The organism is Massilia atriviolacea (assembly GCF_003953935.1).
Taxonomy (GTDB): domain Bacteria; phylum Pseudomonadota; class Gammaproteobacteria; order Burkholderiales; family Burkholderiaceae_D; genus Telluria_A; species Telluria_A atriviolacea.
This window is the reverse complement of the sequence record NZ_RXLQ01000025.1, coordinates 38,119-63,594: the sequence shown is the minus strand read 5'-3', so window position 1 is coordinate 63,594 and position 25,476 is coordinate 38,119. Positions and strand designations below refer to the sequence as shown.

27 protein-coding genes are annotated in these 25,476 nt (G+C 63.7%); 14 read left to right on the top strand and 13 right to left on the bottom strand.

Features of this window, described 5'->3' with window-relative positions; genetic code table 11:
• The first annotated feature begins 144 nt into the window (after positions 1 to 144).
• Positions 145 to 462, top strand: a complete 318-nt coding sequence (rpsJ, locus tag EJB06_RS29360) for a 30S ribosomal protein S10 (RefSeq protein ID WP_005663509.1) — start codon at positions 145 to 147, stop codon at positions 460 to 462.
• Between the two features lie 112 nt (positions 463 to 574).
• On the opposite strand, the gene EJB06_RS29355 is transcribed toward rpsJ, so the two are convergent.
• Positions 575 to 2,776, bottom strand: a complete 2,202-nt coding sequence (locus EJB06_RS29355; RefSeq protein ID WP_126077571.1) for a peptidase domain-containing ABC transporter — start codon at positions 2,774 to 2,776, stop codon at positions 575 to 577.
• Positions 2,777 to 2,820: 44 nt separating this feature from the next.
• Positions 2,821 to 4,107: an HlyD family secretion protein gene (locus EJB06_RS29350; protein WP_126077570.1), complete on the bottom strand. Its 1,287-nt coding sequence runs from the start codon at positions 4,105 to 4,107 to the stop codon at positions 2,821 to 2,823.
• A gap of 222 nt (positions 4,108 to 4,329) precedes the next feature.
• On the opposite strand from EJB06_RS29350, the gene EJB06_RS29345 reads away from it, so the two are divergent.
• Entirely contained in the window at positions 4,330 to 6,216 is a 1,887-nt protein-coding gene (locus EJB06_RS29345) for an alpha/beta hydrolase family protein (protein ID WP_126077569.1), read from the top strand.
• A gap of 6 nt (positions 6,217 to 6,222) precedes the next feature.
• Here EJB06_RS29345 and EJB06_RS29340 read toward each other — a convergent pair whose 3' ends face one another.
• A complete protein-coding gene (locus EJB06_RS29340; protein ID WP_198420948.1) occupies positions 6,223 to 6,915 on the bottom strand; it encodes a PEP-CTERM sorting domain-containing protein in 693 nt (230 codons plus the stop codon).
• 219 nt (positions 6,916 to 7,134) lie between these two features.
• Here EJB06_RS29340 and creB point away from each other — a divergent pair, with 219 nt between their 5' ends.
• Positions 7,135 to 7,830 carry a two-component system response regulator CreB gene (gene creB, locus EJB06_RS29335; RefSeq protein WP_126077568.1) on the top strand — a complete coding sequence of 232 codons (696 nt, stop codon included), beginning with the start codon at positions 7,135 to 7,137 and terminating at the stop codon, positions 7,828 to 7,830.
• The gene (gene creC, locus EJB06_RS29330; protein ID WP_126077567.1) at positions 7,827 to 9,257 is read left to right on the top strand and encodes a two-component system sensor histidine kinase CreC; all 1,431 of its coding nucleotides are present in this window, start codon (positions 7,827 to 7,829) and stop codon (positions 9,255 to 9,257) included. Before creB ends, creC begins: the two co-directional genes overlap by 4 nt.
• Positions 9,258 to 9,324: 67 nt before the next feature.
• Here the strand turns inward: creC and EJB06_RS32100 are convergent, their stop codons facing one another.
• Complete coding sequence (locus EJB06_RS32100; RefSeq protein WP_164558068.1) at positions 9,325 to 9,501, bottom strand: hypothetical protein; 177 nt, start codon at positions 9,499 to 9,501, stop codon at positions 9,325 to 9,327.
• A gap of 170 nt (positions 9,502 to 9,671) precedes the next feature.
• The gene (locus EJB06_RS32095; RefSeq protein ID WP_164558067.1) at positions 9,672 to 9,839 is read right to left on the bottom strand and encodes a hypothetical protein; all 168 of its coding nucleotides are present in this window, start codon (positions 9,837 to 9,839) and stop codon (positions 9,672 to 9,674) included.
• Between the two features lie 475 nt (positions 9,840 to 10,314).
• Here EJB06_RS32095 and creD point away from each other — a divergent pair, with 475 nt between their 5' ends.
• On the top strand, positions 10,315 to 11,730 hold the full coding sequence (gene creD / locus EJB06_RS29325) for a cell envelope integrity protein CreD (RefSeq protein WP_126077566.1): 1,416 nt from the start codon (positions 10,315 to 10,317) through the stop codon (positions 11,728 to 11,730).
• 47 nt (positions 11,731 to 11,777) lie between these two features.
• Here the strand turns inward: creD and EJB06_RS33020 are convergent, their stop codons facing one another.
• The 8 genes from EJB06_RS33020 to EJB06_RS29285 form a co-directional block, all read right to left on the bottom strand.
• Entirely contained in the window at positions 11,778 to 13,022 is a 1,245-nt protein-coding gene (locus EJB06_RS33020; protein WP_126077565.1) for a TerD family protein, read from the bottom strand.
• Positions 13,023 to 13,050: 28 nt separating this feature from the next.
• Positions 13,051 to 13,965, bottom strand: a complete 915-nt coding sequence (locus EJB06_RS29315; RefSeq protein ID WP_126077564.1) for an HpcH/HpaI aldolase/citrate lyase family protein — start codon at positions 13,963 to 13,965, stop codon at positions 13,051 to 13,053.
• Positions 13,958 to 15,049 carry a cysteine protease StiP family protein gene (locus tag EJB06_RS29310; protein WP_126077563.1) on the bottom strand — a complete coding sequence of 364 codons (1,092 nt, stop codon included), beginning with the start codon at positions 15,047 to 15,049 and terminating at the stop codon, positions 13,958 to 13,960. The genes EJB06_RS29315 and EJB06_RS29310 overlap by 8 nt, the downstream gene beginning before the upstream one ends.
• Complete coding sequence (locus EJB06_RS29305) at positions 15,046 to 15,810, bottom strand: HAD family hydrolase (RefSeq protein WP_126077562.1); 765 nt, start codon at positions 15,808 to 15,810, stop codon at positions 15,046 to 15,048. The genes EJB06_RS29310 and EJB06_RS29305 overlap by 4 nt, the downstream gene beginning before the upstream one ends.
• The gene (locus tag EJB06_RS29300) at positions 15,797 to 16,957 is read right to left on the bottom strand and encodes a phosphoribosyltransferase domain-containing protein (protein WP_126077561.1); all 1,161 of its coding nucleotides are present in this window, start codon (positions 16,955 to 16,957) and stop codon (positions 15,797 to 15,799) included. Before EJB06_RS29300 ends, EJB06_RS29305 begins: the two co-directional genes overlap by 14 nt.
• A 2-nt stretch (positions 16,958 to 16,959) precedes the next feature.
• A complete protein-coding gene (locus EJB06_RS29295) occupies positions 16,960 to 17,994 on the bottom strand; it encodes an ATP-grasp domain-containing protein (RefSeq protein ID WP_126077560.1) in 1,035 nt (344 codons plus the stop codon).
• A gap of 40 nt (positions 17,995 to 18,034) precedes the next feature.
• On the bottom strand, positions 18,035 to 19,369 hold the full coding sequence (locus EJB06_RS29290) for a VWA domain-containing protein (protein WP_126077559.1): 1,335 nt from the start codon (positions 19,367 to 19,369) through the stop codon (positions 18,035 to 18,037).
• Positions 19,370 to 19,528: 159 nt separating this feature from the next.
• Positions 19,529 to 20,104 (bottom strand): TerD family protein, encoded by a 576-nt coding sequence (locus tag EJB06_RS29285; protein ID WP_126077558.1) that lies wholly within the window; start codon positions 20,102 to 20,104, stop codon positions 19,529 to 19,531.
• A gap of 256 nt (positions 20,105 to 20,360) precedes the next feature.
• Here EJB06_RS29285 and EJB06_RS29280 point away from each other — a divergent pair, with 256 nt between their 5' ends.
• From EJB06_RS29280 to rplP, 9 genes are all read left to right on the top strand, one after another.
• Positions 20,361 to 20,864 (top strand): hypothetical protein, encoded by a 504-nt coding sequence (locus EJB06_RS29280; protein WP_126077557.1) that lies wholly within the window; start codon positions 20,361 to 20,363, stop codon positions 20,862 to 20,864.
• A gap of 291 nt (positions 20,865 to 21,155) precedes the next feature.
• The gene (gene rplC / locus EJB06_RS29275) at positions 21,156 to 21,812 is read left to right on the top strand and encodes a 50S ribosomal protein L3 (protein ID WP_126077556.1); all 657 of its coding nucleotides are present in this window, start codon (positions 21,156 to 21,158) and stop codon (positions 21,810 to 21,812) included.
• A gap of 2 nt (positions 21,813 to 21,814) precedes the next feature.
• On the top strand, positions 21,815 to 22,435 hold the full coding sequence (rplD, locus tag EJB06_RS29270; RefSeq protein WP_126077555.1) for a 50S ribosomal protein L4: 621 nt from the start codon (positions 21,815 to 21,817) through the stop codon (positions 22,433 to 22,435).
• On the top strand, positions 22,432 to 22,749 hold the full coding sequence (gene rplW, locus EJB06_RS29265; RefSeq protein ID WP_054265822.1) for a 50S ribosomal protein L23: 318 nt from the start codon (positions 22,432 to 22,434) through the stop codon (positions 22,747 to 22,749). Before rplD ends, rplW begins: the two co-directional genes overlap by 4 nt.
• On the top strand, positions 22,749 to 23,576 hold the full coding sequence (gene rplB / locus EJB06_RS29260) for a 50S ribosomal protein L2 (protein ID WP_073222550.1): 828 nt from the start codon (positions 22,749 to 22,751) through the stop codon (positions 23,574 to 23,576). The genes rplW and rplB overlap by 1 nt, the downstream gene beginning before the upstream one ends.
• A 9-nt stretch (positions 23,577 to 23,585) precedes the next feature.
• Positions 23,586 to 23,861, top strand: coding sequence for a 30S ribosomal protein S19 (rpsS, locus tag EJB06_RS29255; RefSeq protein WP_126077554.1), 276 nt, complete (start codon positions 23,586 to 23,588; stop codon positions 23,859 to 23,861).
• Positions 23,858 to 24,190, top strand: a complete 333-nt coding sequence (rplV, locus tag EJB06_RS29250) for a 50S ribosomal protein L22 (RefSeq protein WP_181002795.1) — start codon at positions 23,858 to 23,860, stop codon at positions 24,188 to 24,190. Before rpsS ends, rplV begins: the two co-directional genes overlap by 4 nt.
• Positions 24,191 to 24,199: 9 nt before the next feature.
• Positions 24,200 to 25,051: a 30S ribosomal protein S3 gene (gene rpsC / locus EJB06_RS29245; RefSeq protein ID WP_126077553.1), complete on the top strand. Its 852-nt coding sequence runs from the start codon at positions 24,200 to 24,202 to the stop codon at positions 25,049 to 25,051.
• A 2-nt stretch (positions 25,052 to 25,053) separates the two neighbouring features.
• Entirely contained in the window at positions 25,054 to 25,473 is a 420-nt protein-coding gene (gene rplP, locus EJB06_RS29240; protein ID WP_126077552.1) for a 50S ribosomal protein L16, read from the top strand.
• The last annotated feature ends 3 nt before the right edge of the window (positions 25,474 to 25,476 follow it).

The window sequence follows — 25,476 nt, the reverse complement described above, 5'->3', positions numbered from 1 at the left end:
GCCAAGATTCTGGGCGACGCAGCAGGTAAGTAATTTGTAGGAAAAGGCAGGAAAGCAGGTATACTTGCTTTCTTGCCTGATGTGCCCAAGCAAAAATTCATATCGCCGGCTCATCGCCGGTTCGTTCTTTTTAAGGGAATTACCATGTCCGCACCAAACCAGAAAATCCGCATTCGCCTCAAAGCGTTCGACTACAAGCTGATCGACCAGTCCGCACTGGAAATCGTCGACACCGCCAAGCGTACCGGCGCTGTTGTCAAAGGCCCAGTCCCACTGCCAACCCGCATCCAGCGTTTTGACGTCCTGCGTTCGCCGCACGTCAACAAGACCTCGCGCGACCAGTTCGAAATCCGTACGCACCAGCGTCTGATGGACATCGTGGACCCAACGGACAAGACCGTTGACGCGCTGATGAAGCTGGACCTGCCAGCTGGCGTCGACGTCGAAATCAAACTGCAATAATCATTGCCGTATTGCCGCCAACGCACTGACGTGCGCGGGCGAGTCAGGGCCGGGCGAGTTCGCGTTTAGCGAACGGACCCGGCCCTGATGCGTTAACGCCATCGCCGCCAGCTCAGGCGCACATTTTTTCCGCGCTTGCCTGTCCGTCCGCCTGCCCGTCCGCCTGCCCGTCCGCTTGCCCGTCTTCGTGCACGCTTTCCTGCAGGATATCCTGGCAGATCGCCCCCTGCTGCAACACCACCACGCGCTGCGCCATGGCAATGGTTTCCGGCCGGTGCGCCACGATGATGCGGGTCAGGTTCAGTTGCCGGATCGAGGCGTTGACCGCCACTTCGTTCCACACGTCGAGGTGGCTGGTGGCTTCGTCGAGCACCAGCAGGCGCGGCGACTTGTACAGCGCGCGCGCCAGCAGCAGGCGCTGCTTCTGCCCGCCCGACAGGCCGGTGCCGATGTCGCCGACGAGCGTGTTGTATCCCATCGGCATGGCCATGATTTCCGCATGCAAGGCGGCGGCCTGGGCGCAGCCCTGGACCCGCTCCTCGTCGCGCGTTTCGGCAAAGAAGCTGATGTTGTCCGAGATCGAGCCGGCGAACAGATGGTCGTCCTGCATCACCGTGCCGATCATCTGGCGGTAGTTCGACAAGCCCAGGTGGCCGAGCTTGATGCCGCCGACGAGGATCTCGCCGCCGGTCGGGGCCAGCAGCCCCAATAGCAGTTTCATCAGGGTGGTCTTGCCGCAGCCGGACGGCCCCGTGACCGCGATGCACTGGCCGGCCGGGATGCTCAGGTTCAGGTCCTGCAGGACGAACGGTTCGCCGTCCGCATAGCGGAACGACAGATTGCGGATCTCGACCGAGGGCGCGAGCGCCTGCGGATCGAGTTCGCATTCGAGCGCCGTTTCTTCCGGCTCGGAGAGGACAATGTCGGCCACCCGCTCGCCGTGCAGGCGCAGCATGGCGAATTCGAACACCTTGTCGACCAGGCTGGCCATGCGGCTGCTGAATTGGTCCTTGTAGCTGATGAAGGCGAAAATCATCCCGACCGAGAAACGGTTGTCGAGCACCAGCAAGGCCGCCATCCAGATCACGATCACCCGCTCGGTATTGAACAGGAAGGTGTTCGCGCTCTGGTACGACAGCGCCATCCTGGCGATCCGCAGTTCCGCATTGACCTGGTCGACCAGGGTGTTGAGCCAGCCGGCGTGGCGCGCCTCGTGGCGCCCGAACAGGCGGATGCTCTGCACCCCGCGCACCGATTCCAGAAAGTGGGTCTGCTGGCGCGCCGCGTGGATGATCTGCTCCGCGTTGGCGTCGCGCAGGCTGCGGAACAGCGCGCAGCGCAGGGCGATATAGATCAGCACCGCGATGCAGGCCAGCGCCGACAGTCGCGCGCTGTAGGCGACCATCATGGCCAGGGTGCCCAGCACCAGGAAGCCGTCGATGATCCCTTCGACGAACTGCGTGGTCAGGCTTTCCTGGATCGACCGGATCGAGCTGAAACGCGACACGATGTCGCCCGTGTGGCGCTTTTCGAAGTAGGACAGCGGCAGTTTCATCAGATGGCCGAAGGCGTTGCTCAGCCACTGGAGATTCAGGTTGGTCGACAGCACCGTGGTCACCCACGAGCGCACCGCGCCGACGGCGGTCTGCAACAGCACCAGCAGCAGAAAGCCGCAGCCGAGCACCGTGATCATGTCGCGGTCGGCCGAGAGCAGCGCTTCGTCGACCATCCACTGCATGTAGAAGGGCGCCGCCAGCGCGCACAGCTGCAGCACCAGGCCGAGCACCAGGATCTGCGCCAGGCCGCCCTTCAGGCCCGTCACGCCGCCCATCAGCGAGGTCAGCGAGAATTTCTGCGTCTCGTTTTGCGGCTTGAATTGCTGCGACGGCAGCAGTTCCAGCGCAACGCCGGTAAAGTGCTTGCCGCATTCCGGCAAGGGCAGGCGCCGCATGCCGACCGCCGGATCGTGAATCACGGCGTGGGTCGCCGAGACCGATTTCAGCACCACGAAGTGATTCAGGTCCCAGTGCAGGATGCAGGGCAGTGTCAGCTGCGCCAGCTGGTCCATGTCGAGCTTCAGGGGGCGCGGCTGCAGCGCCAGCGCTTGCGACATGGTCATCAGGCTGCGCAGGGTGGCGCCCTTGAGCGAGACCGAAAAACGGCGCCGCAGATTGGCCAGGTCGACCCGGTGTCCCCAGTAGCCGGCCACCATGCCCAGGCAGGCCAGGGCGCATTCGGCCGCCTCGGTCTGCAGCAGGATGGGAAGCGATTTACCCGGCCAGAAAGCCTGTTGCAGGCGCTCGTGGAAATGCATGGCGGTTCCGATTGTGTGAGAAAACGGTTGGCCGGACGCAACCCTCAACGTCCGGAGATGGTGTACAGCGGTTCCAGCACCCATTCATGCAGACGGCGCCGGTCGAGCGCGATGCTGGCGTCGACCAGCATGCCGGACTTGAGCGGCACCGCCTTGCCGTAGGCCGAGACCGACTGCCGCTCCAGCGTCAGGCGCAGGCGGTACATCGGTTCGGCTGCGCCGGCGGCGGCCAGGGCGGTGTCGGCCGGGCGCGAGGAGGTGTGCGCGACCTCGCGCACGCGCGCCGGGTGCTGGCCGAATTTCTGATACGGGAAGGCCTGGTAGCGCAGCGCGACCGCCATGCCCGGCTGGATGAAACCGATCAGGCGCGACGGCACGTAGATCTCCGCTTCCAGCTGCGCGCTGGCCGGCAGGACGGCGGCGAGGGTGGCGTCCGGGGTGACGCTCTGGCCGATGTCGCCGGCCACGGCGGTGACCACGCCGTCGATCGGCGCGCGCAGCACGATGTCGCTCTGGGCCTGGTTCTCGGCCAGGTCCTGGTCGAGCGCGCGCATGCTGCGCTCCAGGGCGGCGCGTTCGCGCTGCGCCTGCGGTCCGATCTCGCGCAGTTGCGCGCGCGCCTCGCCGGCGGCGCGTTCGGTCACCGTCCTGAGCCGCACCAGCTCGGCCAGGCGCTGGCGCTGTTCGAGCAGCTCGGCGCGCTTGTCGCTTAACTGGCTGGGGGAGATATAGCTGGTGCGGGCTAGGCCCTCGAAACGGCCGAACGCTTCCCGCGCCAGCGCCAGCCGGTCTTCCTGCAGCGCGATCTGCTCGGCCACGCGCGCCAGCTCGGCGCCGATATCGTCCACCCGGCGCCGCGCCGCAGTGGCGCGCTGGGCGGCCTGTTCGATGACCTGGTCCAGCTCGCCGCGGTAACTCTCACGGCGCTGGTGCAGCAGGGCGGCCACCGTCTGCTCGGTCGAGCCGGCCGCCGCGCTGGTCCGTTTGCCGGACAACACGAACAGCACCTCCCCGGCGGCGACCGCCTGGCCGTCGCGCACGCGCCGTTCCACGATCGTGCCGACGCGGCCGGGAATCACGCGGATCACGCCGCCGGTGGGCAGCAACAAGCCCTGCGATTGCGCCTTGCGCGTGGTGCTGAAACTGAGGAAGAAGGCAACGATGGCCAGCGCGATGCCGGCGAACAGGAGGGTCAGGGCGCGCTGTCCCGGCGCGCGGGCCAGGATGACCTTGCCGTACTGGCGGGCGCCGGCGTGTTCCAGCGCCTGCAGCCGGAACAGGGGACGGGCGGCCGGCGCTGCCGCGCTGTCGGGCGATGGGGTCTTGGACATGGACACTCCGATGGTTGAGTCGCCATCCTTGCACGCATATTTACTCAAGGCAATTCAAGCGCGGCGAGATTGGCGCCGGTCCAACACCGTACCGCCCCAAGATTGAGCCCGCTCAAGGCGCAGCGCTGGCAAGCAGCGCTGCAGATTTTGTTGTGGCACGGAATCGACGCGGTATACTGTCGCCCTTGCAACGCACGCCGACCTTCCATCGGCCCCTTCGCCATGATCGCCTTTTCCTTACGCAAGCTGATGCTGTGCGCTCTCCTGTCACTGGCCGGCACGCCCTGCATGGCCGAAGTGCCGGTGCTCGGCATCAAGGAGGCGTTGCGTGCTCCGGCTTACCTGTCGATGGACCTCTCTCCCGACGGTAAGCACATCGCCGCGATTGCGCGCAAGGGCGAGGCCAGCAAGCTGGTGCTGATCGATACGGCGACCATGGCGCCGCGTTTCCTGGAAAGCAAGGGTTCCGTCATGAATAACCCGAGCGACGTCGACTGGGTCGATAACAAGCGCCTTGCGGTCGATGCCGACCGGGGCGTGGAGCTGATCGACGTGGACGGAAAGTACCTGGGTTATATCGGCGTGCGCTACACCGGCACCGTCCTGCCCGACAGCGCCGGCAATACGCGCGTCATTGCCCGACGTGCAGACATGCCCGCATATATCGCCCGCATTACGCTCGAGACAGGTGCCTCCGAAGTAGTCAACTTCCATATGCCGGGCAAGCCGATGTGGTGGGTGCTCGACGACAATGGCGACGCCCGCGTGGTCACTACCATCAGCACCGCCCTGTGGTCGGACGATACCAGCATCACGCATTGGTACCGGGCCGCCCAGGACAAACCCTGGGAAAAGCTGGCCACCTTCGCTTTCGGCGAAGAGCACTGGTGGCCGGAAAGCCTGGCGCGCGACCAGAAGTCGCTGGTGGTCCGTTCGCGCCAGGGCCGCGACACCTTTGCCTACTTTCGCTACAGCCTGGAAACGCGCACAGTCGGCGAATTGCTGGCCGGTCATCCGACCCAGGACATTCACGTGCCCGACACCGAAACCGACGGCCAGTTCCGCCTGGTCGCTACCGCCGGCATGAAGCCGGTGCTCGAATGGTTCGACCCGGCGTGGGCGGCGATGCAGAAGAGCATCGATGCGGTGCTGCCGGACCGTATCAATCTGTTGTCCGGCAACGTGACCGAGAAGCTGCTGGTCTATTCGTACGGCGATGTCGATCCGGGCCAGTGGTTCTTGCTGGACGTAAAGGAGGCATCGCTGCGCAAGGTTGCCTCGGCCAAGCCGGAGATCGATGTCGGCGCCATGCGCCCGATGCAGATCGTGCGTTATACCGCGCGCGACGGCTTGAGCATTCCCGCCTATCTCACCTTGCCGGCCAAAACCGGTGCGCCGAAGGCGGCGGTGGTCCTGATTCACGGCGGCCCGGCCGCGCGCGATGGCTGGCGCTTCAATCCCGAGGTGCAACTGCTGGCCGCACGCGGCTATGCCGTGTTGCAGCCGCAGTTTCGCGGTTCCAGCGGTTTCGGCAAGGCATTCATGGCAGCCGGCTATGGCCAGTGGGGCCTGGCGATGCAGGATGACATCAGCGATGGCGCGCGCTGGCTGGTCGAGCAGGGTTACGCCGATGCGCAGCGCATCTGCATCTACGGCGCCAGCTACGGTGGCTATGCCGCGATGTGGGGGCTGGCCAAGACGCCCGAGCTGTTTCGCTGCGGCGCCAGCTTTGCTGGCGTCAGCGATATTGCCTACATGCTTAAGGACGATTCCGATACCAATGCCCATGCCACCGGACGCCTGGGAACGGAAATCCTGGTCGGCAGGGCGGGGCGCGAACAGCAGGTATTCGACCAGGTCTCGCCCTTGAAGAACGCGGCGCGCATCACGGCGCCGGTGCTGCTGGCCCACGGCAATTGGGACCGGCGCGTGCCGATCGCCCATGGCCGCAAGATGTACAAGGCGCTCAAGGAGGCGAACAAGGAAGTCGAATGGTTGATCCTGGACGAAGAGGGCCATGGCATTTACCACGAAAAGAACCGTGAGAAGTTCTATAACGCCCTGTTCAAACTGTTCGACCGCACTATCGGGCCGGGCGCGCCGCCCTGATGCCGGTCAGGCCGGCTGGCGCCTGCGCCGGCGCGCGCCCAGCATCGCCAGCGCACCCAGGCCCAGCAGACCGAGGCCGGCCGGTTCCGGCACTGCCACGGTACTCATGGAAAACTCCTCGATCTCGCCATAGAACACGGTCGAGCGTCCCGAGGCCACGTCGGTATGGCCGAACTGCGCCTGTTTCATCATGTACTGGTACAGGTCGGGCCGCACCTTGGCCGACAAGGGCGCGGTCAGGCTGGCGCTGGCGCCCGCAAAAAAGTGCTCCATCGATTCGATGCCGTGGTAGGCGTAGAGGCTCTCCTCGCGCGTGGTCCAGTTCACTCCGGCAAACGCCTGGTCCGATCCCCACGGGTTCGGGGCCGACGCGCCGTTCGCGGTCTGCTGCTGGAAGTTGCCGATGCGGCGGTAGTCGCGCGTCACGCCATCGACCGTGATGCTTGCGCTAAACAGGTTCAGGCCGTACAGCGCATGGTACTGGTCCAGGTAGCTGTCGCGGGTGGCCGTCGTATCGTCGAAGGTGAGGGTCATCTGGAATTTCTTGCCGACCAGGTTACCGGGGCCGAAGTCATCGAGAGTGTTCTGGTACACGCTGCTGACCACGCCGCGCGAGGTGGTGGTGAGAATGGTCGCGTGGGCGCTGGAGACCCAGGCCGAGGCGGCGAGCGCGAGGATGAGAAGTGTTTTTGCTGTCACGTTATTCTTTCTTATATTTTAATTAAGATGGCCTGCTGTTCAAGCAAAAATCATGCCACTTGGAAATTGTTGTTTGGTATCATCGACTTATGGTTGTCGGTAAACACATGGGGTCGAGCGCTGTAAAATTTCCCGACACGATGCTGCGCGCCGCCCGCCGGTTGACTGTCCCGTTCGCGCCCGGGATACTGTCGGCATGACCACTTCCCACGCCCGCGCATGCCTGTAACGATCCTGATAGTGGAAGATGAGCTGGCGATTGCCGACAGCATCGCCTACGCCCTGCGCACCGACGGTTTCGTGGCGCAGCATGTGAGCCTGGGCGCGCAGGCGCTGCAGGCGATGCGCGCGACCGATCCGGCCACGCTGCCGGCGCTGGTGGTGCTCGACGTCGGCCTGCCCGACATGAACGGCTTCGAGGTGTGCCGCCAGCTGCGCCAGTTCTGCAACGCGCCGGTGATCTTCCTGACCGCGCGCAGCGACGAGATCGACCGCATCGTCGGACTCGAAATCGGCGCCGACGATTACGTCACCAAGCCATTTTCGCCGCGCGAGCTGGTGGCGCGCATCCGGGTCGTGCTGCGCCGCCTGGCGCCGCCGGCCGCACCGGGCGCGCCCACCCCCGGCGCGCGCTTCGAGCTGCGCGACGCCGAAGCGCGCATCCTGTACCGGGGCCAGGCGCTCGACCTGACCCGCTACGAATACCTGCTGCTCAAGACCCTGTGCGAGCGGCCCAGCCATGTGCTCTCGCGCGCGCAGTTGATGGACCGGGTCTGGGCCGACGCGCCCGATACCCTCGACCGCACCGTCGACGCCCACGTCAAGTCGCTGCGCGCCAAGCTGCGCCAGGTCGACGCCAGCGACGACCCGATCCAGACCCATCGCGGCATGGGCTACAGCCTGGCGGGTGCATGAGAATCGGCCTGCGCATCCTGCTCGGCTACTTTCTGATCGTCGGGCTGGCGGCGTGGTTTTTGCTCAATGTGTTCGTGGCCCAGGTCAAGCCGGGCGTGCGCTCGACCCTGGAAGACACCCTGGTCGACACCGCCCACCTGCTGGCCGAAGTGGTGGCCGACGACGTCAAGGCCGGCCGCGTGGACCAGTCCCAGCTGCTGGCGCGCCTGCAATCGTTCGGGCGGCGCCGCGTGGACGTCGCGATCGACGGCTTGAACAAGCGCAGCCTGAATTACCGCGTGTACATCACCGACGTGCAGGGGCGGGTGACCTTCGATTCCAGCGGCAAGGATGTGGGCAAGGATTATTCGCGCTGGAACGATGTCTACCTGACCCTGCGCGGCGAGTACGGCGCGCGCAGCACGCGCGACGCGTATTCGGACGACACCCACGCGGTGATGCACGTGGCCGCGCCGATCATGGACGGCAAGGACATCATCGGGGTGCTGACCGTCGCCAAGCCGGTCTCGACCGTGCAACCCTTCGTCGAACGCAGCCAGCGCATCATCCTCACGCGCGGCGCCGTGCTGCTGGCGCTGTCGCTGCTGATCGGCATGGCCTTCGCGTACTGGCTCAACCGTGCCCTGCGCGCGCTGATGCTGTACATCGCCGATGTCGAGGCCGGCCGCAAGGCTACTCTGCCGCCGCTCGGCAACAACGAAATCGGCACGCTCGGACGGGCATTGGAAGCGATGCGCAACAAGCTCGAAGGCAAGGAATATGTGGAAGAACTGATGCACACCCTGGCGCACGAGCTGAAGAGCCCGATTGCGGCGATCCAGGGTTCGGCCGAGCTGATGCAGGAAGACATGCCGGCCGCCGAGCGCCAGCATTTCCTCAACAATATCCTGAACCAGAACCTGCGCCAGAAGCAGCTGATCGACAAGCTGCTGGCGCTGATCCGCGTGGAAAAGCAGCAGCGCCTGGGCGCGCCGGAAACGGTCGCGCTGCGCAGCCTGGCCGTGGAGGTGCGGGCCGATGTGTCGGCACGCATGCTGGTGCGCGGGGTGACGCTGGAAACCTTCATCGACAACCTGATCGTCAAAGGCGACCGGCTGCTGCTGCGCCAGGCGGTGGGCAACCTGCTCGACAACGCCATCGATTTCTCGCCGCCGGGCGGCGTGATCACGATGCGTGCCGAAGAAGTGGGGAACGAGGTGATCGTCAGCGTCGCCGACTGCGGCGCCGGCATACCCGCGTTCGCGCTTGAGCGGCTGTTCGAGCGTTTCTACTCGCTGCCGCGCCCGGATGGGGCGAAGAGTACCGGCCTGGGCTTGCCGTTCGTGCGCGAAGTGATGGCGCTGCACGGCGGCCGGGTGACGGTCGAGAACGCCGAGCCGTGCGGGGTGCGCGCCCGGCTGCACTTGCCGCTGGTGCTGGTTTCCTGAATCAAAACGCGGAGTCGCCTGCCCGATGCGACTCCGCAGCTTCAACCTACCTATACTGGTGTTGCGACTACTTTGCTTTGAGAAGCTTTACGCCATAGGCGGAACCCACTCCCAAGGCAAATCCTACCCCTGCATAGATAGCCCATCCGACAAGCAGAGGCAAGCCGCCGCTGACGCGATCGATATCATTTTCTGTCAAAACGCCTAATGCCGGCGGTGCTTCCGTGTCGATGATCGAGGTCATAAAAACTCCAGATAGTTGAGATTAAAAAACACGTTCCGCTGGCTTATCAGAGGTCGAAAAATAGCGCCTTGCCGATGCTCCAGCCGCCCCAAGTTCCCAACACAAAAAGAACAGTGCCGATCATCTGTGCCAGCGAAGGTTGTGCCGTCATGTTTTTCTCCAGGAAGATATCAGGCCCACATTGCGCGGCCAACAGTCCAGCCGCCGACACATCCAGCGATGAACGCGCCGGCGTAGTAAGCCGCCACAACCATCGGTAAGCCACCGCTGATATTGTCGATATCGTCGTCATTCAGGACTTGCAGTGGCAAGCTTGCTTGAGGGATGACCATGTTCATAGCGTTTCCTTGTCGAAGTTGGAGGGATGCAGTGCAAGTGCACGTGGTAACAAAACTCAACCACGATGCACTAGGGGAAATCATATTCCGCAGCATTCTTTTGTCAGAGAGAATTATCAAATGGGAAGCACTGAGCTAGCCTCCCATTTGATTGCCGCGTCTTGGATTTTTGGCAAACTGCGATTTTTCCGAGAGGCTGGACTTCGTGTCCGGGCGAGTCGCGACCTTTTGCGCGATTCGCGCATGCGGAAACAAACGCCAACGCGACACTTCTATCTTGAAAGGAATGTCATGAACGGATCAGGTATCCAATTATCGAAGTCCCGGTCGACGTTCGCTCTTCAATGACGCGCGCAGCGTTTCCTGACCGGGCCCGGCCCGGCCAGCACGCGTTCATGCGCGCGACTTCACATTCACCGCATACCCAGCGCACACGCGCTGCCTACACTGGCTCCACCATCAATCGGGAGCCTCCATGCAAAAAACACTGTTGTACAAGATACTCGCCATCCTGGCGCTCACCTTGCTGATCTGCCTGCCGTTAGTGATGATCCAGGGCACCATCCGCGAACGCAGCGAGTTCCGTGCCGAAGCGGTCTCCAGCATCGCCGCCGATTCGGTGCGCGAACAGTCGATCGTCGGTCCGGTCATGGTCATCCCCTACACCGACGAATTCGACGCCGTGGTCCCGGCCGCCGATGGCACCGCCGGCAAGACCGAAACCATACGCCGCTCGGTCAGCCGCGTGCACCTGGTGTTTCCGAACCAGCTCAATGTCGACGGCAAGTTCGATACCGACTACCGTTATCGCGGCATCCACCGGGTGCTGTTCTACAGCGGCCAGCACAAGCTGAGCGGCGACTTCGACCTGCCGCTGAAATCGGCCCTGCCGCGCAATAACCCGCTCTCGCGCATCACCATCGGCCAGGTCAGCATCGCGGTCGGCATCGAGGATGTGCGCGGAATCCGCAACATCCCGTCGATTACCTGGGGCAAGCAGGCGATCGAGTTCCAGCAGGGTACCGGTACCACCGCCCTCGGCAGCGGCCTGCATGCCGACCTGCCGGCCATGGACCTCGAACAGACCGGCCGCGTTCCCTTCGCCTTCAACCTCGGCCTGGACGGCATCGAGCGCCAGCATTTTTCGCCGGTCGGGCGCAACAACCAGATCAGCCTGACGTCGAAGTGGCCCCATCCCCAGTTCGCCGGTAACTTCTTGCCGTCGACCAAGGACCGCGTCATCAACGACGATGGCTTCAAGGCCAACTGGGCGATTTCCTCCCTGTCCACGGCCGCCCAGCAGCAGTTGCTGGCCCTGCAAGCCGGCACGGCAGGCGCGGATGCCACCCCGGCCGCGCAAGCCGCCGCCGCGCGCGCCGCGGCCCAGGTGGACCGCTTCAGCGTGGCTTTTATCGAACCGGTGAACGTCTATTCGCTGGCCGACCGCGCCACCAAGTACGGCTTGCTGTTCGTGGCGCTGACCTTTGCCGCTTTCTTCATCTTCGAAATCCTCAAGCGCCTGCCCATCCACCCTGTGCAATATCTGCTGGTCGGACTGGCGCTGGTGCTGTTCTTCCTGCTGCTGGTCGGCCTGTCGGAACATATTCCCTTTGTCGTGGCGTACGCCATCGCCAGCACGGCCTGCATCCTGCTGCTGGGTTTCTACCTGAGTTTCGTGTTGCGCGACTGGCGGCGCGGGCTGGGTTTCGGCGTGGCGCTGACCGTGCTCTACGGCGCGCTGTATGGCTTGCTGGTGTCGGAGAATAATGCGCTGGTGCTGGGCAGTATCCTGCTGTTCGCCGTGCTGGGCGCGATCATGGTGGCAACCCGCAAGGTGGACTGGTACCAGGTCGGCAAGACCGAGGCGGAGCCGGTCACGGTGGTGTCCTGAAGAATCGCCGCCGGGCCTGCGCAGTGCGGGTCCGGCGGCGTGGACGGTCAGTCCTTGGAACCGGTGGTCCAGCGCAGGCCGAAGCCGAAACGGCGGTCCATCAGTTCGTGCGCGCTTTCGCGGCCGACCTGCGAGAAATACTCGGCCAGCTTGGTGACCTGCATGCTGCCGCCCCGGTTTTCGATCATGGCGATCGCGCACATCATCTGGTTGCCGCCCTGGTCGAGCCGCACTTCGATCGGCGCCTGGTCCGGCATGTTGATGGTCACCACGCCGTCGGTGGCGGACCAGTTCGGCGCGCCGTCGTAGATGAAGGCGAAGATCAGGGCGCGCTTCATGTCGTTGAAGTGGTCGCCGTTGATGGTCAGGTTTTCGCCGTCGGTCGATTGTCCGGTGCGGTCGTCTGCCGCCAGGCGGATGTAAGGCGGGCGGTCGAAGTCGCCCCAGGCATTGCCCAGCGCTTGCACCAGGCCGGGACGGCCGTCGGCCATCTCGTACATGCAGCCCAGGTCGAGGTCGATGCCCTTGCTGCCGCCGCCGCCGGTCAGGCGCGAGAAAAAGCCCGGCTTGGGCGCGGCCCCGGCGGGCGCGTTGCGGTTCCAGTTCAGGTTGACGTGGATGCGGCCGAAGCCCCGGCTGCCGCCGCGCTTGTCGAGCGAGACCTTGTCGCCGCGCTTGTCGAGCGTCACTTTCGACAGCGACACCGGCTTTTGCGGCGGCGGCGCCGGCGGGACCGGGACCGGGACCGCTGCGGGCGGCGTCGCGCTCGGCGATGCGCTCGGCGCAGCCTCCGTGCCGCCGAAGTGTTTCAGCAGCGCCGACAGGCCGCCGTTGAAGCCCTGGCCGACCGCGCCGAAGCGCCAGATGCCGTCCTTGCGATAGATTTCGCCGACGATGACGGCTTTTTCATCCTGGAAGTCGGCGCCCGACCAGGGGAACTGCACGCTGTCGCCGAGCTTGATGCTGCTGGCGCCCACGCTGCGCATGGTGCCGTTGCCGTCGATGGCGGCCACGAACACCAGCTTGGCGATCGAGGCCGGCAGCGCGTCCAGGTTGACCGCGAAGCTGGCGGCGCGCCCGGCCAGGGTCATGTTGATTTCATTGGCGGGACTGGCCAGCTGGTTGTAGAACACCATGTAGCGCTCGTCCGAGAGCTTGTCGCTGCCGTCCAGGCCGAAGCAGGAGATATCCACCACCAGCCCGGCCGTATCGATGTCGACCATGACATTGAAGGGGGCGCTCAGGCCCAGGTCGGTCAGCTTGCCTTTTTGTCCGCGCGAAAAATTATTCACCTTGTCGTCCTTTTCAATCAAATGATGATCAGATTTCCCTTGGGATTGCCGGGCTCATCGGAGGGAGCTCGTGATGAGCGCCGAATACCTTCGACTGTTCGACCGTGCGCTCGGCCCAGGCGCGGTGGGTCGCCACTTCGCACATCGAATCATGCATCTTGAACACGGCCGGCGCGCCGACCTCGAGGATGGCACGGGCCGCCGCCAGGTCGTTCGGCTTGACCCGGTAGTGCTGCTCGATGGGCGCGATCTGGCTCGGGTGGATGGCGGTCTTGCCGACCATGCCGTGCGCCAGGTCCTCCATCACTTCCTGGTCCAGCAGTTCGGGCAGGTCCAGGTGTTCGAACACCGGGGCGGTCAGCACGAAGCCGTACGGGCGGAAGGTGGTCACCAGGCGCGCGATGACCGGTCCGAGCGGCGTGCGGTACAGGGTCATGGTGCGCGGACGGCGCAGGCCCAGCAGGGCCAGCAGGTCGTTGCCGCCGATGCGCAGCGCCAGGATGCGCTGGCGCACGCCGGGCGCTTCGAGCATCTTGCGAAATTGCCGCATTTCCCAGTCGTTGAAGACTTCCGCCGTTTCCAGGGTCGGCATCAGCATGTGGTCGGTATGGCGGATCTGCTTGAAATAGGCGTCGAAGTTGTAGCGCGTCGCCTTCGGGATCACAAAGCCGGCCAGCTTGTCGGCGCCCGGCATGGCCAGCACGCGCGCCATGACGTCCGGATTGCGCACGCGCACGAAGCGTTCGGCCGTGCCTTCCCTGCGCATGTTCGCCAGCACCACCGACAGGTTGAACAACGCCCAGCTCAGGTCGGCGTCGGCGACCGCGTCTTCGGTGCAGAAAATCAGCGAACGCACGTGCCCCATGCGCTCGCCATTGGCCACGTCCATCAGGTATTTGTGATTCGCCGGCACGTATAGCGACGCTCCCATCGATTTAACCATCCAGTGCACTCCTGATCAATGAAACGGCGTGATACGGCAACGTGCTGTCGACGATCACGGGAATGTGTTTTTCTTGCGCCAGCAGGGCCAGGTGGGCCACGTCGGCCGCGCCGGCGTCGCGCAGGATCAGGAGGCGCGGGCTGCGCCGAAGCAAGACGCGGGTCGCTTCGCCGATGCCGGGCTTGATCATGTTGACGTCGCCGATGCCATGCTGCTCGAGCGCCGCCAGCATGTAGGCGCGCGAGATGGCGCCGGCCTGCTCGCGGTCGACCGCGACTGCCTCCGGCGCGCCGTCGGCGGCGGCGATCTCCAGCGCGGCCGCCACCAGGCCGTCGGCGAAGCTTTGCGACTGGTCGTGCGCTTCGAACTGCCGATAGTACACGCAGCCGTGGAAGTCCCCTGGTCCGATTGCCTCGTTCAGGATGGAACGGCTGATCAGGCCCGAGACCGTGGCGTTCAGTATGCTCGACGGAATCAGGTAGTCGTCGCAGGAGGCGGCGCAGGCGGCGCTGCCGGCCAGGTCCGACAGCACGTACAGGCCGCCGTCGATGGCGGTGCCGCGACGGGCGTTGAATTCGTCGATGGCGCTTGATAACTCGCGCGAAATCACGCCCTTGCCGGTCCAGCCGTCGATGAAGACGATCGATTCCGGCGCGTGGCCTTGCGCCAGGATGTGCTCGAGCGCGACCTGGTCGATGCCGCGGTCGCGGATGATCGAGACCGAATAGTGGGTGCTCGGGCGGCCGTAGACCTTGGGCAGCAGGCTGTTGAGCACGACGCCGACCGGGGTGCCGGCGCGCGCCAGCGAGACCAGCGTCACGGGGCCGCTGCGGCGCTGGGCGATCAGGCCGGCCAGGGTCAGGCAGTCGCGCGCCATGCGCGCCGTGTTGGCGGCGCAGGCTTCGCGGAACACGGCCAGGTAGCGCTCGGACGGCAACGATTCCGGCGACAGCATTTCGCTGTAGTGGCGCTGGCCCGACTGGATCAGGAATTCCTTTTCCGGGACGTCGACGAAGTCCTGCATGGCCAGCGGCTTGAGCAGGAAGCTGACGTCTTCCGAACGGTAACTGCCGGAAAAATTCATAGGGTCTCCAGGGTCAGGCCGGCCAGCTGGGTGCGGCTCGGCACGATGGCGTAGTCGCAGGCGGCCATGAAGCGCGCGTCGGATTTGCTGTCGCCCATGCCGAAGGTGAGGATGTCGCCATGCTCGGCGCGCAGGCGCGCGCTCACGTGCGCCACCGCGTGCGATTTGTTCAGCGCGCGCGGCAAAATCGCCAGGTTGTTGCCGTTGCGGTGGATGAAGTAGTCGCGCTTGCCTTCGCTGATCCACGGCTGGACCACCTCGCGCTCGATCGGCTCCAAGTTGGCCGCGATTTTGTGCGGGTCCTTCACCACCAGATAGAACGGCGTGTCGAAATCCTCGATCAGGCGGGCGCGGTTGCCGAAGCCGGTGCGCTCGGCCCAGGCGTCGATCAGGCCGGCGAGCTCCTGCAGGCCGGGCAGGGCGGCCTGCATGGCGCCGCGCATGTGCTCCAGCCATTCCTGGTCGACCGCGCCGTCGGGTTCAAGCACGATCCCGCCGTAGTCGAGCACGGCGTAGCTGTGGAAGTCGATGCCCACGCGCCGGAACGCATTCAGGTTGCGCGCGGTGGTCGGGATCATCGTCATGCCCTCCTGGGCGAACGCGAGAAAGGCGCGCTGGCCGGGCGTGGTGTACGAGATCGGGCTGCCGTCCTTGAGGAAGGCGGCCGCTTCGACCGGCAAGCCGCGGCCCTCGCACTTTTCCAGCGACTGGAACAGGGTGTCGTCCAGGTCGGCGAACAGGAATTTCTCAAACTTCTTCAATGTGGGTCTCGGTCTTAAAGTGGAAAAGACGCGCGTTCAGCGTGTCTGCAAGGTCGCGCAGCGCCGGGGAGGGCGCGGTTTCGTGGCACAGGAAGACGTGGTCGTACTGGCCGGGGGTGACGTTATACAGGAAATTGGCCACACCCTCGCCGTAATTGTCCGGGAAGCTGAGCGCGGCCCCGACCGCGCCCCAGGTCAGGATCGGCGAACGCGTGGTCGATTGCACCACCACGTCCAGGCCCAGGCCTTCGAGCGCGGCGCCCAGCAGGTAGGACGGGTGCATGAATTCGCCGGTGCCGAGCACCAGCACGCGCTCGCCCGGCTTGACGCCGGCCGCCAGCCCTTGGGCCAGAGCGGGCGGCAGGGCCAGGGCGCGGTGCAGGCCGTAGCGGCCGAACGCGCCGCTGGCGCCGCGGTCGGCCGAGGGGTCGAAGCGTTGCGCCGGGGCGCCGCCGCCTGCCAGCTGGCCGGGCGTGAAGCGGTACTCGCCGCTGACCGGCGCGCCCATCGTCACCGGCAGGCCGAAGCGCTCGGACAGGGCTTGCGTGGCAGCCTCGCCCATGAAGTTGGTGATGGTCGCCAGGTGCACGTGGGCGATGCCGGGATTGAGCTTGCGGCAGGCGTTTGCGAGGTTCAGGAAGGTGTTGCCGGTGCTGGCTTCATCGTCGACCAGGACCAGGGCTTTGGCGCCGAGCAGCAGTTCGCGCGTGCGCGCGTCCGGCGGCATGTGCAGGAACTGGCGCGGGGCGTGGCTGTGCGCTTCCTCGAATTCGATGATGGGGGCGTCGCCGACCCGGTAGCGCGAGGTGTGCAGGAACAGGCCTGCGCGCCCCGGATGGGCGGCCAGCCAGGCTTCGAACACGCCCTGGCCCAGGCCGATGGCGGTTTCGGCCATGGCGATGAAGACCACCGGGCCGGGCAGTTCGGGCACGGTGGCGGCCAGGCTCTGGTGCACACGGCGCATCATGGACGGGGTGACCGGCCAGTGCTTGCCCAGCACCTTGCTCAGGAACAGGAAGCCGCGCTTGGCGTTGGCGCGCGCGGCAAAACCCATCACCTCGTCCAAGGCGAAGGCGCTGTCGTGGATGTCGAGTTCGAGCTCGCCGGTCGGCAGGCTCAGGCGATGGCGTTCGGGGGCTTGCATCATGCTCACAGCAAGTCCACCGTGTGCAGCTCGGCCGGGGAAGTCAGCTCGGCCACGCGGATGCCGTTGCGCACCGGCGGCACCGCGACCTTGTCGAAACCGTCGGCAAAGCCTTTCAGGGCGATGTAGGGCAGGTTGGGACCGGCCACGCAGGCCATGCCGACGCCGCCCGACATGCGCGGGTTGATTTCGAGCAGGTGCAGCTTGCCGTCGCCTTCGCGGAACTGGACGTTGAACACGCCGTTCAGGCCGTGGATGCGGGCCAGTTCGGCAGTCGCTTCCAGGATGTCGTCGCGCATGTCGATCACCTGGCCGCGCCCGGCCTGCATCGGCTTCTTGCGCGCCACGGCGGCGACCAGGCGGCCGTTGTCGCCCACGCAGTCGACGCTGTATTCGACGCCGTCCAGGTAGGCCATCAGCAGCATGGTGCGGAACTCGCCCAGCTCGGCCAGGCCGCGCCGCATGTCTTCCAGGCCGATGTGGTATTCGGCGCCGGCCAGCAGCAGGGCGGCGCTGCTGCGCTCTTCGTCGAGGATGGCGAAGCCGAGGCCGTACACCGAGCGCGACGGCTTGACGCACAGCTTGGGATAGCGCGCGCGCAGTTCGGCATAGCCGGCGTCGAACTGGGCGATGTTTTCGAAGACGCGGAATTCGGCCACCGGCGCGCCGGCCAGCTCGGTGCTGGCGTAGAAGCGGCCCTTGTCGTGGATCAGTTCCAGCTGCGCCTGCGTGGCGGCGCTGAGCACGCGCGTGCCTTGCGCTTCGAAGCGGGCGTGGGCGCCGGCCAGTTCGGTCGACAGGCGGCCGGGAATGAAGATGTCCACCTCGTGCTCGCGGCAGAAGGCCAGGCACCAGTCGATGTACGCGTCGTTCTCCAGGCCGGTCGGCTCGACAAAGAATTCGTGCGCCACGCGGCCGGCGGCGGCGTGCGGATTGGCATTGCTGTAGATGAGGTGGAAACGGCCTTCCCCATCGGCTTCGCGGATGAGGTTGATTGCCGCGTACACGGACGAAAACGTCCTGTTGAACCAGACACGCATGAGTTGCTTTCTTATTGAATCGTTATTGTTATTGCTATTTCTAGGCGAGCAGGCGGTGCTGCTTGGCCAATCTTATCCAGCCCGGGTATTCTGCCATGAGCAGGTCGTATAACTCGGAATCCGAGTGTTCGTCGGGCGAACTGACCGAAAAATAGCCGGCGTTGTCGACCAGGCGCCCGGACAGCTCGTCGAGCTGTTCGAGGAAGGGGAAATCGGAATCGGCGAACTGGAGCAGTTTCTTGCTTTTCGACTTCTTGCCCTTGCCGATGCCCATGAATTGCCAGAAGATCGGTTCGTAGCTGGCCCAGCGCAACTGCTTTTCGGTGAGCGGCTTGTCGGAGGTGCCGCCATCGGTGACGAACATGACGAACACCGGCAGCGGCGCCGTCGCTGCGCTCTTGCGCTCGCCGCCCTGGGAGTCCGGAAAGTAAAAGCGGCGCACCGCTTCCATGGCGCGGCCGTAGCGGGTGTCGCCTTCGAGCGGATGGGCTTCGACGACGTCGCGCACGTAGCTGCGGGCATTGCCGAGGTTCATCGGAGCGGGCTGGTGCACTTTGGAGCCGAACAGGAAGACGTCGATCTCGCCGTCGTCGTCGAACTTGCAGCCGAGCGCCAGGATGCGGTCGGCGAACTGCTGCACCAGGCCCTTGCGGTAGAGCGTGCTCATGGAGCCGGAAATGTCGAGCACCAGGGCCACCTTGGCGCGGTGGCTGGCCAGTCCGACTTTTTCCAGCGAGACGGTGGCTTGCTTGACCAGGCTGACCAGGTGCGGGGCCTTGGCTTCGATGCGTTTTTCCAGCGAGATGCGGCCGGGCTCGGGGGCGGGGCGGGGCGCCGGCGCGGCCACCGGCGCGGGCGCGGCAACGGCGCCGCCGAAGTGGGCTACCAGCGCGTCGAGGCCGCCGTTGAAGCCCTGGCCGACCGCCATGAAGCGCCACTGGCCATCCTTGCGGTACAGATTGCCCAGCATGATGGCGCGTTCCTGCGCAAAATCCTGTCCTGAAAACGCGAAGCGCGCTTGTTCGGCGCCGCCGGCCAGCAGGCGCAGGTAGCCGCTGGAAAGCTGCGCCATGGTGCCGTCGCCGTCCACGCTGGCGGTGATGGCCAGCTGGTCGATCGCGGCCGGCAGCAGGCCGGTATCGATCGAAAAGCCGAGCAGGTCGCCGCGGATGTCGCACAGCGCGACCCCGCCGCAGGGCGTGCGCGGCTGGTTGAAGAAGGTCATGTAGGGCTCGTCGAGCAGCTTGCCGTCGGCGCCCAGGCCGAAGCAGGCGAAGTCGAGCCGCAGGCCGCTGGCGGCCAGGCCGATGTCGAGGCGGCCGTCGGGGGCGATGCCGGCCAGCGGCAGACGCTGCCCGCGTGTGAGGTTGTCCATGGTGTCCGTTCAGGAAAAGGCGATATCTGGAATGACGGCTTGACGGCTGCAGGCCGCAAAACGCGTGTTGCTATACATACGCACCCCCACACGTCACAACGCCCGCAAGGCGCCGCTCTGCAGCGGCATCCTTGCGGGCGCGGACCGGCGGGTGATGCCTTAAGCGTTAACGCCGAACGACTTGGCCAGCGGGCCCAGACCGCCCTGGAAGCCCTGGCCGATGGCCTTGAACTTCCATTCGGCGCCGGCGCGGTACAGTTCGCCGAAGATCATCGCCGTTTCGGTCGAGCCGTCTTCGGACAGGTCGTAACGGGCCAGTTCCTTGTCGCCGTCGGCGTTCAGGCAGCGGATGTAGGCCTTGCCGACCATGCCGAAGTTCTGCTTGCGCGACTCGGCTTCGTGAATCGTCACGCAGAACGAGATCTTGTCGACTTCGGGCGGCACCGCGCTCAGGTCGACATTGACCTTTTCGTCGTCGCCTTCGCCGGCGCCCGAGGTGTTGTCACCGGCGTGCACCACCGAGCCGTCGCTCGACTTGAGGTTGTTGTAGAAAATGAAGTCGGCGTCGCCACGGACCTTGCCGTCGGCCTTGAGCATGAAAGCGCTGCCGTCGAGGTCGAACGCGCTGCCGTCGGTCGCGCGCGGATCCCAGCCGAGGCCGATCACGACCCTGGTCAGTCCCGGAGCTTCCTTGCTCAGGTTGACGTTGCCGCCTTTTTGCAAACTGATTGCCATGTATAACTCCTTGTAACGGGTTGAGGGACACTTCCACGCCAGCGCACTGGCGACGATAACAAAATTACAGTGTTGCAATTTCCGGTCGTAATATACAACGTGCTTGCCAAGCTGTATATGGGCGCACATGAGCGGGAGGCAAGCGCTAAATTTTTATTCTGAGGTTTTCACGTCACGCCACTCTGGGCGTTGCTGGACAGAAATCAGCGCGGGCCATAAACTGGCGACGTTACCTCCAAGCTTTGCCGCCCCGTCCATGACCCCAGATCTTGCTATCCGCCGTTCCATCCGCAAGGTCACGCATGCCGACTTTGCCGCCTACCCTATCTGGGAATGGGCGATCGACGAGGAAGTCAATCTCGGCAACGGGGAATCGTTCGTGCGCCCGACCAGCCTGGACGCGGTGCCGCTCGACCCGCTCGGGCACTATATCGTGGCCGCCAACACCACCCTGAGCGACGGCGTGATCCTGCCGTCCTGCGTCGAAGTGAGCACGCGCGGCAAGAAGCAGCATGTCGAGCCCATGTTCGTGTTCCTGCTGGACCGCCACCTCGATTTCGCCGGGGTGGAAACCACCGCCTTGCTGAGCCGGTATACCAAGCGCGTCAATATTTACCCGGTGCGCTGGGAAATGGCGGTGCCGATGGCGGGCGAAACGCGCCTGCGCAGCGGCAAGGTGCGGCGCGGGCTGTGGGAGCGCCTGGCGCAGTTCTGGCTGCGCCTGCGCATCGGCGCCGGCGGCCAGCCGCTGGCACGCTAGGCCGCGGCCGCCCTGGCGCGGGAAGGGCGGTTTTTCGGATCAGGAATCGCTCCGGCGGCACCTGTCCCTGCCCCGTTTTACCCTCGAAAACAGCGCGTGCAATGCCTTCGAACCACCCCCGCCTCTCCCGCCTTACAACACATCGACATACCTCCAACTAAGTTGTTGCGTCAAGCCTTTTTGCGTGCTATCCTAGCCGGCTTCGGTATGGATTCGTGAATTTTTGAATCTGTCCTTTACTTGGTAGTTAAACATCAGCCCCGCCCAATCGCAGGTGGGAATGGAGAAAAAATGAGCCTAGGCCTTCTCGGTCGCAAGGTTGGCATGATGCGCATCTTTACGGATGAAGGGGATTCGATCCCTGTCACCGTTCTGGACGTGTCGAACAACCGTGTCGCACAAATCAAAACCCCTGAAACAGATGGTTATTCCGCTGTCCAGGTCGCATTCGGTCAACGTCGCGCATCCCGCGTGAACAAGGCTGTTGCGGGTCACCACGCCAAAGCGGGCGTCGAAGCCGGCACCATGTTGCGCGAATTCCGCGTCGACGCTGGTAAAGCCTCCGAACTGAAAGCTGGCGACGTCGTTGCCGCTTCCCTGTTCGAAGTCGGTCAGAAGATCGACGTCCAGGGCGTTACCATCGGTAAGGGTTACGCTGGCGTCATCAAGCGTTACCACTTCGCTTCGGGTCGTCAGACCCACGGTAACTCGCGTTCGCACAACGTGCCAGGTTCCATCGGTATGGCGCAGGATCCAGGTCGTGTTTTCCCTGGTAAGCGCATGACCGGTCACCTCGGTGACGTGAATCGTACCGTACAGAATCTCGAAATCGCCCGTATCGATGCCGACCGTCAGCTGTTGCTGGTCAAAGGCGCCGTACCAGGTGCGAAAAATGGCCAGGTGATCGTCTCGCCAGCTATTAAATCCAAAGTTCAGAAGGGAGCTTAATTATGGAACTCAAGCTTCTGAATGAGCAAGGTCAAGCAGGTTCGAACGTCGCCGCAGCCGATACCGTTTTCGGTCGTGACTACAACGAAGCCCTGATCCACCAGATCGTCGTCGCCTACGCTGCCAACGCACGTAGCGGTAACCGCAAGCAGAAGGATCGTGAAGAAGTTCACCACACGACCAAGAAGCCATGGCGTCAAAAAGGTACTGGCCGCGCACGTGCCGGTATGTCGTCCTCGCCACTGTGGCGCGGCGGCGGTCGGATTTTCCCGAACTCGCCTGACGAAAACTTCACCCACAAAGTGAACAAGAAGATGTACCGCGCAGGTATCTGCTCGATCTTGTCGCAACTGGCACGCGAAGAGCGTCTGGTCGTGGTCGAAGGCATCAATCTGGATGCGCCAAAGACCAAGCTGCTGTCGCAAAAGCTGCAGGGCATGGGCCTGGAATCGGTCATGATCATCACCGACAAGCTGGAAGAAAACCTGCTGCTGGCATCGCGCAACCTGCCGAACGTGCTGGTCGTCGAGCCGAAGCATGCTGACCCGATGTCGCTGGTGTTCTACAAAAAAATCGTGGTCACCAAAGCAGCACTGGCCATGATCGAGGAGATGTTCGCATGAGCGGCGTAATCAAATTTTCCGAAGAGCGCCTGATGAAGGTGCTCCAGGCGCCAGTCATTTCCGAAAAGGCCACCATGGTCGCGGAAAAGAACGAGCAGATCGTGTTCCGCGTATTGCCGGATGCGACCAAGCCTGAAATCAAGGCAGCCGTTGAACTGTTGTTCAAGGTTGAAGTGCTGTCGGTACAGACAGCCAACCGCGAAGGTAAGCAAAAGCGTTCGGGCCGTTTCAATGGCCGTCGCAACCATACCAAGCGTGCTTTCGTGTGCCTGAAGCCTGGCCAGGAAATCAACTTCTCCGAGGAGGCTAAATAATGGCACTCGTAAAGATGAAACCAACCTCGCCAGGCCGTCGCGGCATGGTGAAGGTTGTGAACGCGGACCTGTACAAAGGTCGTCCGTTCGCAGCCCTGGTTGAAAAGAAATCGAAAACTGCCGGCCGTAACAACAACGGTCACATCACCACCCGCCACATCGGCGGTGGTCATAAGCAGCACTATCGCCTGATCGACTTCAAGCGTCAGAAGGATGGCATTCCGGCAAAGGTCGAGCGTATCGAATACGATCCGAACCGTACCGCGAATATCGCCCTGCTGTGCTACGCCGACGGCGAGCGCCAGTACATCATCGCTACCAAGGGCATGGCCGTTGGCGACAGCGTGATGAATGGTTCGGAAGCACCGATCAAGTCGGGCAACTGCCTGCCTATCCGTAACATCCCAGTCGGCACCGTGATGCATTGCGTCGAGATGCTGCCAGGTAAAGGTGCCCAGATGGCACGTACCGCCGGCGCTGGTGTTGTTCTGATGGCGCGCGAAGGTACCTACGCTCAAGTGCGTCTGCGCTCGGGTGAAGTGCGCCGCGTGCACATCGAGTGCCGCGCAACCGTTGGCGAAGTCGGTAATGCCGAGCACAGCCTGCGCAAGATCGGTAAAGCCGGCGCGATGCGCTGGCGCGGTGTTCGTCCTACCGTTCGCGGTGTGGTCATGAACCCGGTCGATCACCCGCACGGTGGTGGTGAAGGTAAAACCGCAGCTGGTCGTCATCCAGTGTCGCCTTGGGGCCAACAGACGAAGGGTAAGAAGACGCGCCGTAACAAGCGTACGACTTCGATGATCGTCTCGCGCCGCGGCAAGAAATAAGGATAAGACATGACACGTTCATTGAAAAAAGGGCCGTTTATCGACGCCCACCTGGTGAAAAAAGTCGAAGCCGCGCAAGCGAACAAAGACAAGAAGCCAGTCAAAACCTGGTCGCGCCGTTCGACGATCTCGCCAGACTTCATCGGCCTGACGATCGCAGTGCATAACGGCAAGCTGCACGTGCCGGTATACATCTCCGAGAACATGGTTGGTCACAAGCTCGGCGAATTCGCACTGACCCGTACGTTCAAGGGCCATGCCGCTGACAAGAAGGCGAAGAAATAATGGAAACCAAAGCTATCCTCAAAGGTGTGCGCCTGTCCGACCAAAAAGGTCGCCTGGTTGCCGATCTGATCCGTGGCAAGAAAGTTGACGCAGCACTCAACATCTTGCAGTTCAGCCCGAAAAAAGGTGCGACGATCATCAAGAAGGTGCTGGAGTCCGCGATCGCGAACGCCGAGCACAATGATGGCGCCGACATCGACGAGCTGAAAGTCGTTCAGATCTACGTTGAAAAGGGCCCGATCCTCAAGCGCTTCACCGCACGCGCTAAAGGCCGGGGTGATCGCATCTCGAAACAATCCTGTCACATCTACGTGACTGTCGGCAACTAAGGGGTCACGATGGGACAGAAGATTCATCCAACAGGCTTTCGCCTGTCAGTAACCCGTAACTGGGCATCGCGTTGGTACGCGGGCAATGGTAACTTTGCCCAGATGCTGAACGAAGATCTCAAGGCACGTGCGTTCCTGAAAAAGAAACTGAAGAACGCTTCGGTTGGCCGCATCGTCATCGAGCGTCCTGCCAAGAACGCGCGCTTCACGATCTACAGCTCGCGTCCAGGCGTGGTCATTGGTAAAAAAGGCGAAGACATCGAAGTACTGAAGTCGGCGCTGACCAAGATCATGGGCGTTCCTGTGCACGTGAACATCGAAGAGATCCGCAAGCCGGAAATCGACTCGCAGCTGATCGCCGATTCGATCTCGCAGCAGCTGGAAAAGCGCATCATGTTCCGCCGCGCAATGAAGCGCGCCATGCAGAACGCCATGCGTCTGGGTGCCCTGGGCATCAAGATCATGTCGTCGGGCCGTCTGAACGGCATCGAAATCGCACGTAAAGAGTGGTACCGCGAAGGCCGCGTGCCTCTGCACACCCTGCGCGCCGATATCGACTATGGCACCAGCGAAGCGTCGACCACGTACGGCATCATCGGCGTCAAGGTCTGGGTATACAAGGGTGACCGCGCGCCGAACGGCGACGCACCAGTCATCGATACCCCGGCCGACGAGAAGAAGAGCCGCGGTCCGCGCCGTGACGATGGCAAGCCAGCCGGACGTCCGCGTCCAGCCGGCGCCCCAGGCCGTCGTCCTGAAGGTTCAACCCCAGCTGGCGCACCTGCCGGCGTTCGTGCCCGCCCTGCAGTCAAGGCAGCACCGGCCGCTGCCGCAGCACCAGCTGAGAAAGCAGGAGAATAACCATGCTGCAACCAGCACGCAGGAAGTATCGTAAAGAGCAGAAAGGCCGTAACACCGGCATTTCGCACACACGCGGCACCGCTGTCTCGTTCGGTGAATTCGGTCTGAAGGCAGTAGCCCGCGGCCGTATCACAGCACGCCAGATCGAAGCAGCTCGTCGTGCCATGACCCGTCACATCAAGCGCGGTGGTCGTATTTGGATCCGTATTTTCCCGGACAAGCCAATTTCGAACAAGCCAGCTGAAGTCCGTATGGGTAACGGTAAAGGTAACCCGGAGTACTACGTCGCTGAAATCCAGCCAGGCAAGGTACTGTACGAAATGGACGGCGTCGATGAGTCGCTGGCCCGGGAAGCGTTCCGTCTGGCCGCCGCCAAACTGCCACTGGCAACGACGTTCGTCGTACGCCAGGTCGGCCAATAAAAG

Excerpts from the sequence above, each read along its gene's own strand:
- rpsJ (WP_005663509.1), top strand. The coding sequence starts at position 145 with ATGTCCGCACCAAACCAGAAAATCCGCATTCGCCTCAAAGCGTTCGAC.
- EJB06_RS29355 (WP_126077571.1), bottom strand. The coding sequence starts at position 2,776 with ATGCATTTCCACGAGCGCCTGCAACAGGCTTTCTGGCCGGGTAAATCG.
- EJB06_RS29350 (WP_126077570.1), bottom strand. The coding sequence starts at position 4,107 with ATGTCCAAGACCCCATCGCCCGACAGCGCGGCAGCGCCGGCCGCCCGT.
- EJB06_RS29345 (WP_126077569.1), top strand. The coding sequence starts at position 4,330 with ATGATCGCCTTTTCCTTACGCAAGCTGATGCTGTGCGCTCTCCTGTCA.
- creB (WP_126077568.1), top strand. The coding sequence starts at position 7,135 with ATGCCTGTAACGATCCTGATAGTGGAAGATGAGCTGGCGATTGCCGAC.
- creC (WP_126077567.1), top strand. The coding sequence starts at position 7,827 with ATGAGAATCGGCCTGCGCATCCTGCTCGGCTACTTTCTGATCGTCGGG.
- EJB06_RS32100 (WP_164558068.1), bottom strand. The coding sequence starts at position 9,501 with ATGACCTCGATCATCGACACGGAAGCACCGCCGGCATTAGGCGTTTTG.
- EJB06_RS32095 (WP_164558067.1), bottom strand. The coding sequence starts at position 9,839 with ATGAACATGGTCATCCCTCAAGCAAGCTTGCCACTGCAAGTCCTGAAT.
- creD (WP_126077566.1), top strand. The coding sequence starts at position 10,315 with ATGCAAAAAACACTGTTGTACAAGATACTCGCCATCCTGGCGCTCACC.
- EJB06_RS29315 (WP_126077564.1), bottom strand. The coding sequence starts at position 13,965 with ATGGTTAAATCGATGGGAGCGTCGCTATACGTGCCGGCGAATCACAAA.
- EJB06_RS29310 (WP_126077563.1), bottom strand. The coding sequence starts at position 15,049 with ATGAATTTTTCCGGCAGTTACCGTTCGGAAGACGTCAGCTTCCTGCTC.
- EJB06_RS29300 (WP_126077561.1), bottom strand. The coding sequence starts at position 16,957 with ATGATGCAAGCCCCCGAACGCCATCGCCTGAGCCTGCCGACCGGCGAG.
- EJB06_RS29295 (WP_126077560.1), bottom strand. The coding sequence starts at position 17,994 with ATGCGTGTCTGGTTCAACAGGACGTTTTCGTCCGTGTACGCGGCAATC.
- EJB06_RS29290 (WP_126077559.1), bottom strand. The coding sequence starts at position 19,369 with ATGGACAACCTCACACGCGGGCAGCGTCTGCCGCTGGCCGGCATCGCC.
- EJB06_RS29285 (WP_126077558.1), bottom strand. The coding sequence starts at position 20,104 with ATGGCAATCAGTTTGCAAAAAGGCGGCAACGTCAACCTGAGCAAGGAA.
- EJB06_RS29280 (WP_126077557.1), top strand. The coding sequence starts at position 20,361 with ATGACCCCAGATCTTGCTATCCGCCGTTCCATCCGCAAGGTCACGCAT.
- rplC (WP_126077556.1), top strand. The coding sequence starts at position 21,156 with ATGAGCCTAGGCCTTCTCGGTCGCAAGGTTGGCATGATGCGCATCTTT.
- rplD (WP_126077555.1), top strand. The coding sequence starts at position 21,815 with ATGGAACTCAAGCTTCTGAATGAGCAAGGTCAAGCAGGTTCGAACGTC.
- rplW (WP_054265822.1), top strand. The coding sequence starts at position 22,432 with ATGAGCGGCGTAATCAAATTTTCCGAAGAGCGCCTGATGAAGGTGCTC.
- rplB (WP_073222550.1), top strand. The coding sequence starts at position 22,749 with ATGGCACTCGTAAAGATGAAACCAACCTCGCCAGGCCGTCGCGGCATG.
- rpsS (WP_126077554.1), top strand. The coding sequence starts at position 23,586 with ATGACACGTTCATTGAAAAAAGGGCCGTTTATCGACGCCCACCTGGTG.
- rpsC (WP_126077553.1), top strand. The coding sequence starts at position 24,200 with ATGGGACAGAAGATTCATCCAACAGGCTTTCGCCTGTCAGTAACCCGT.
- rplP (WP_126077552.1), top strand. The coding sequence starts at position 25,054 with ATGCTGCAACCAGCACGCAGGAAGTATCGTAAAGAGCAGAAAGGCCGT.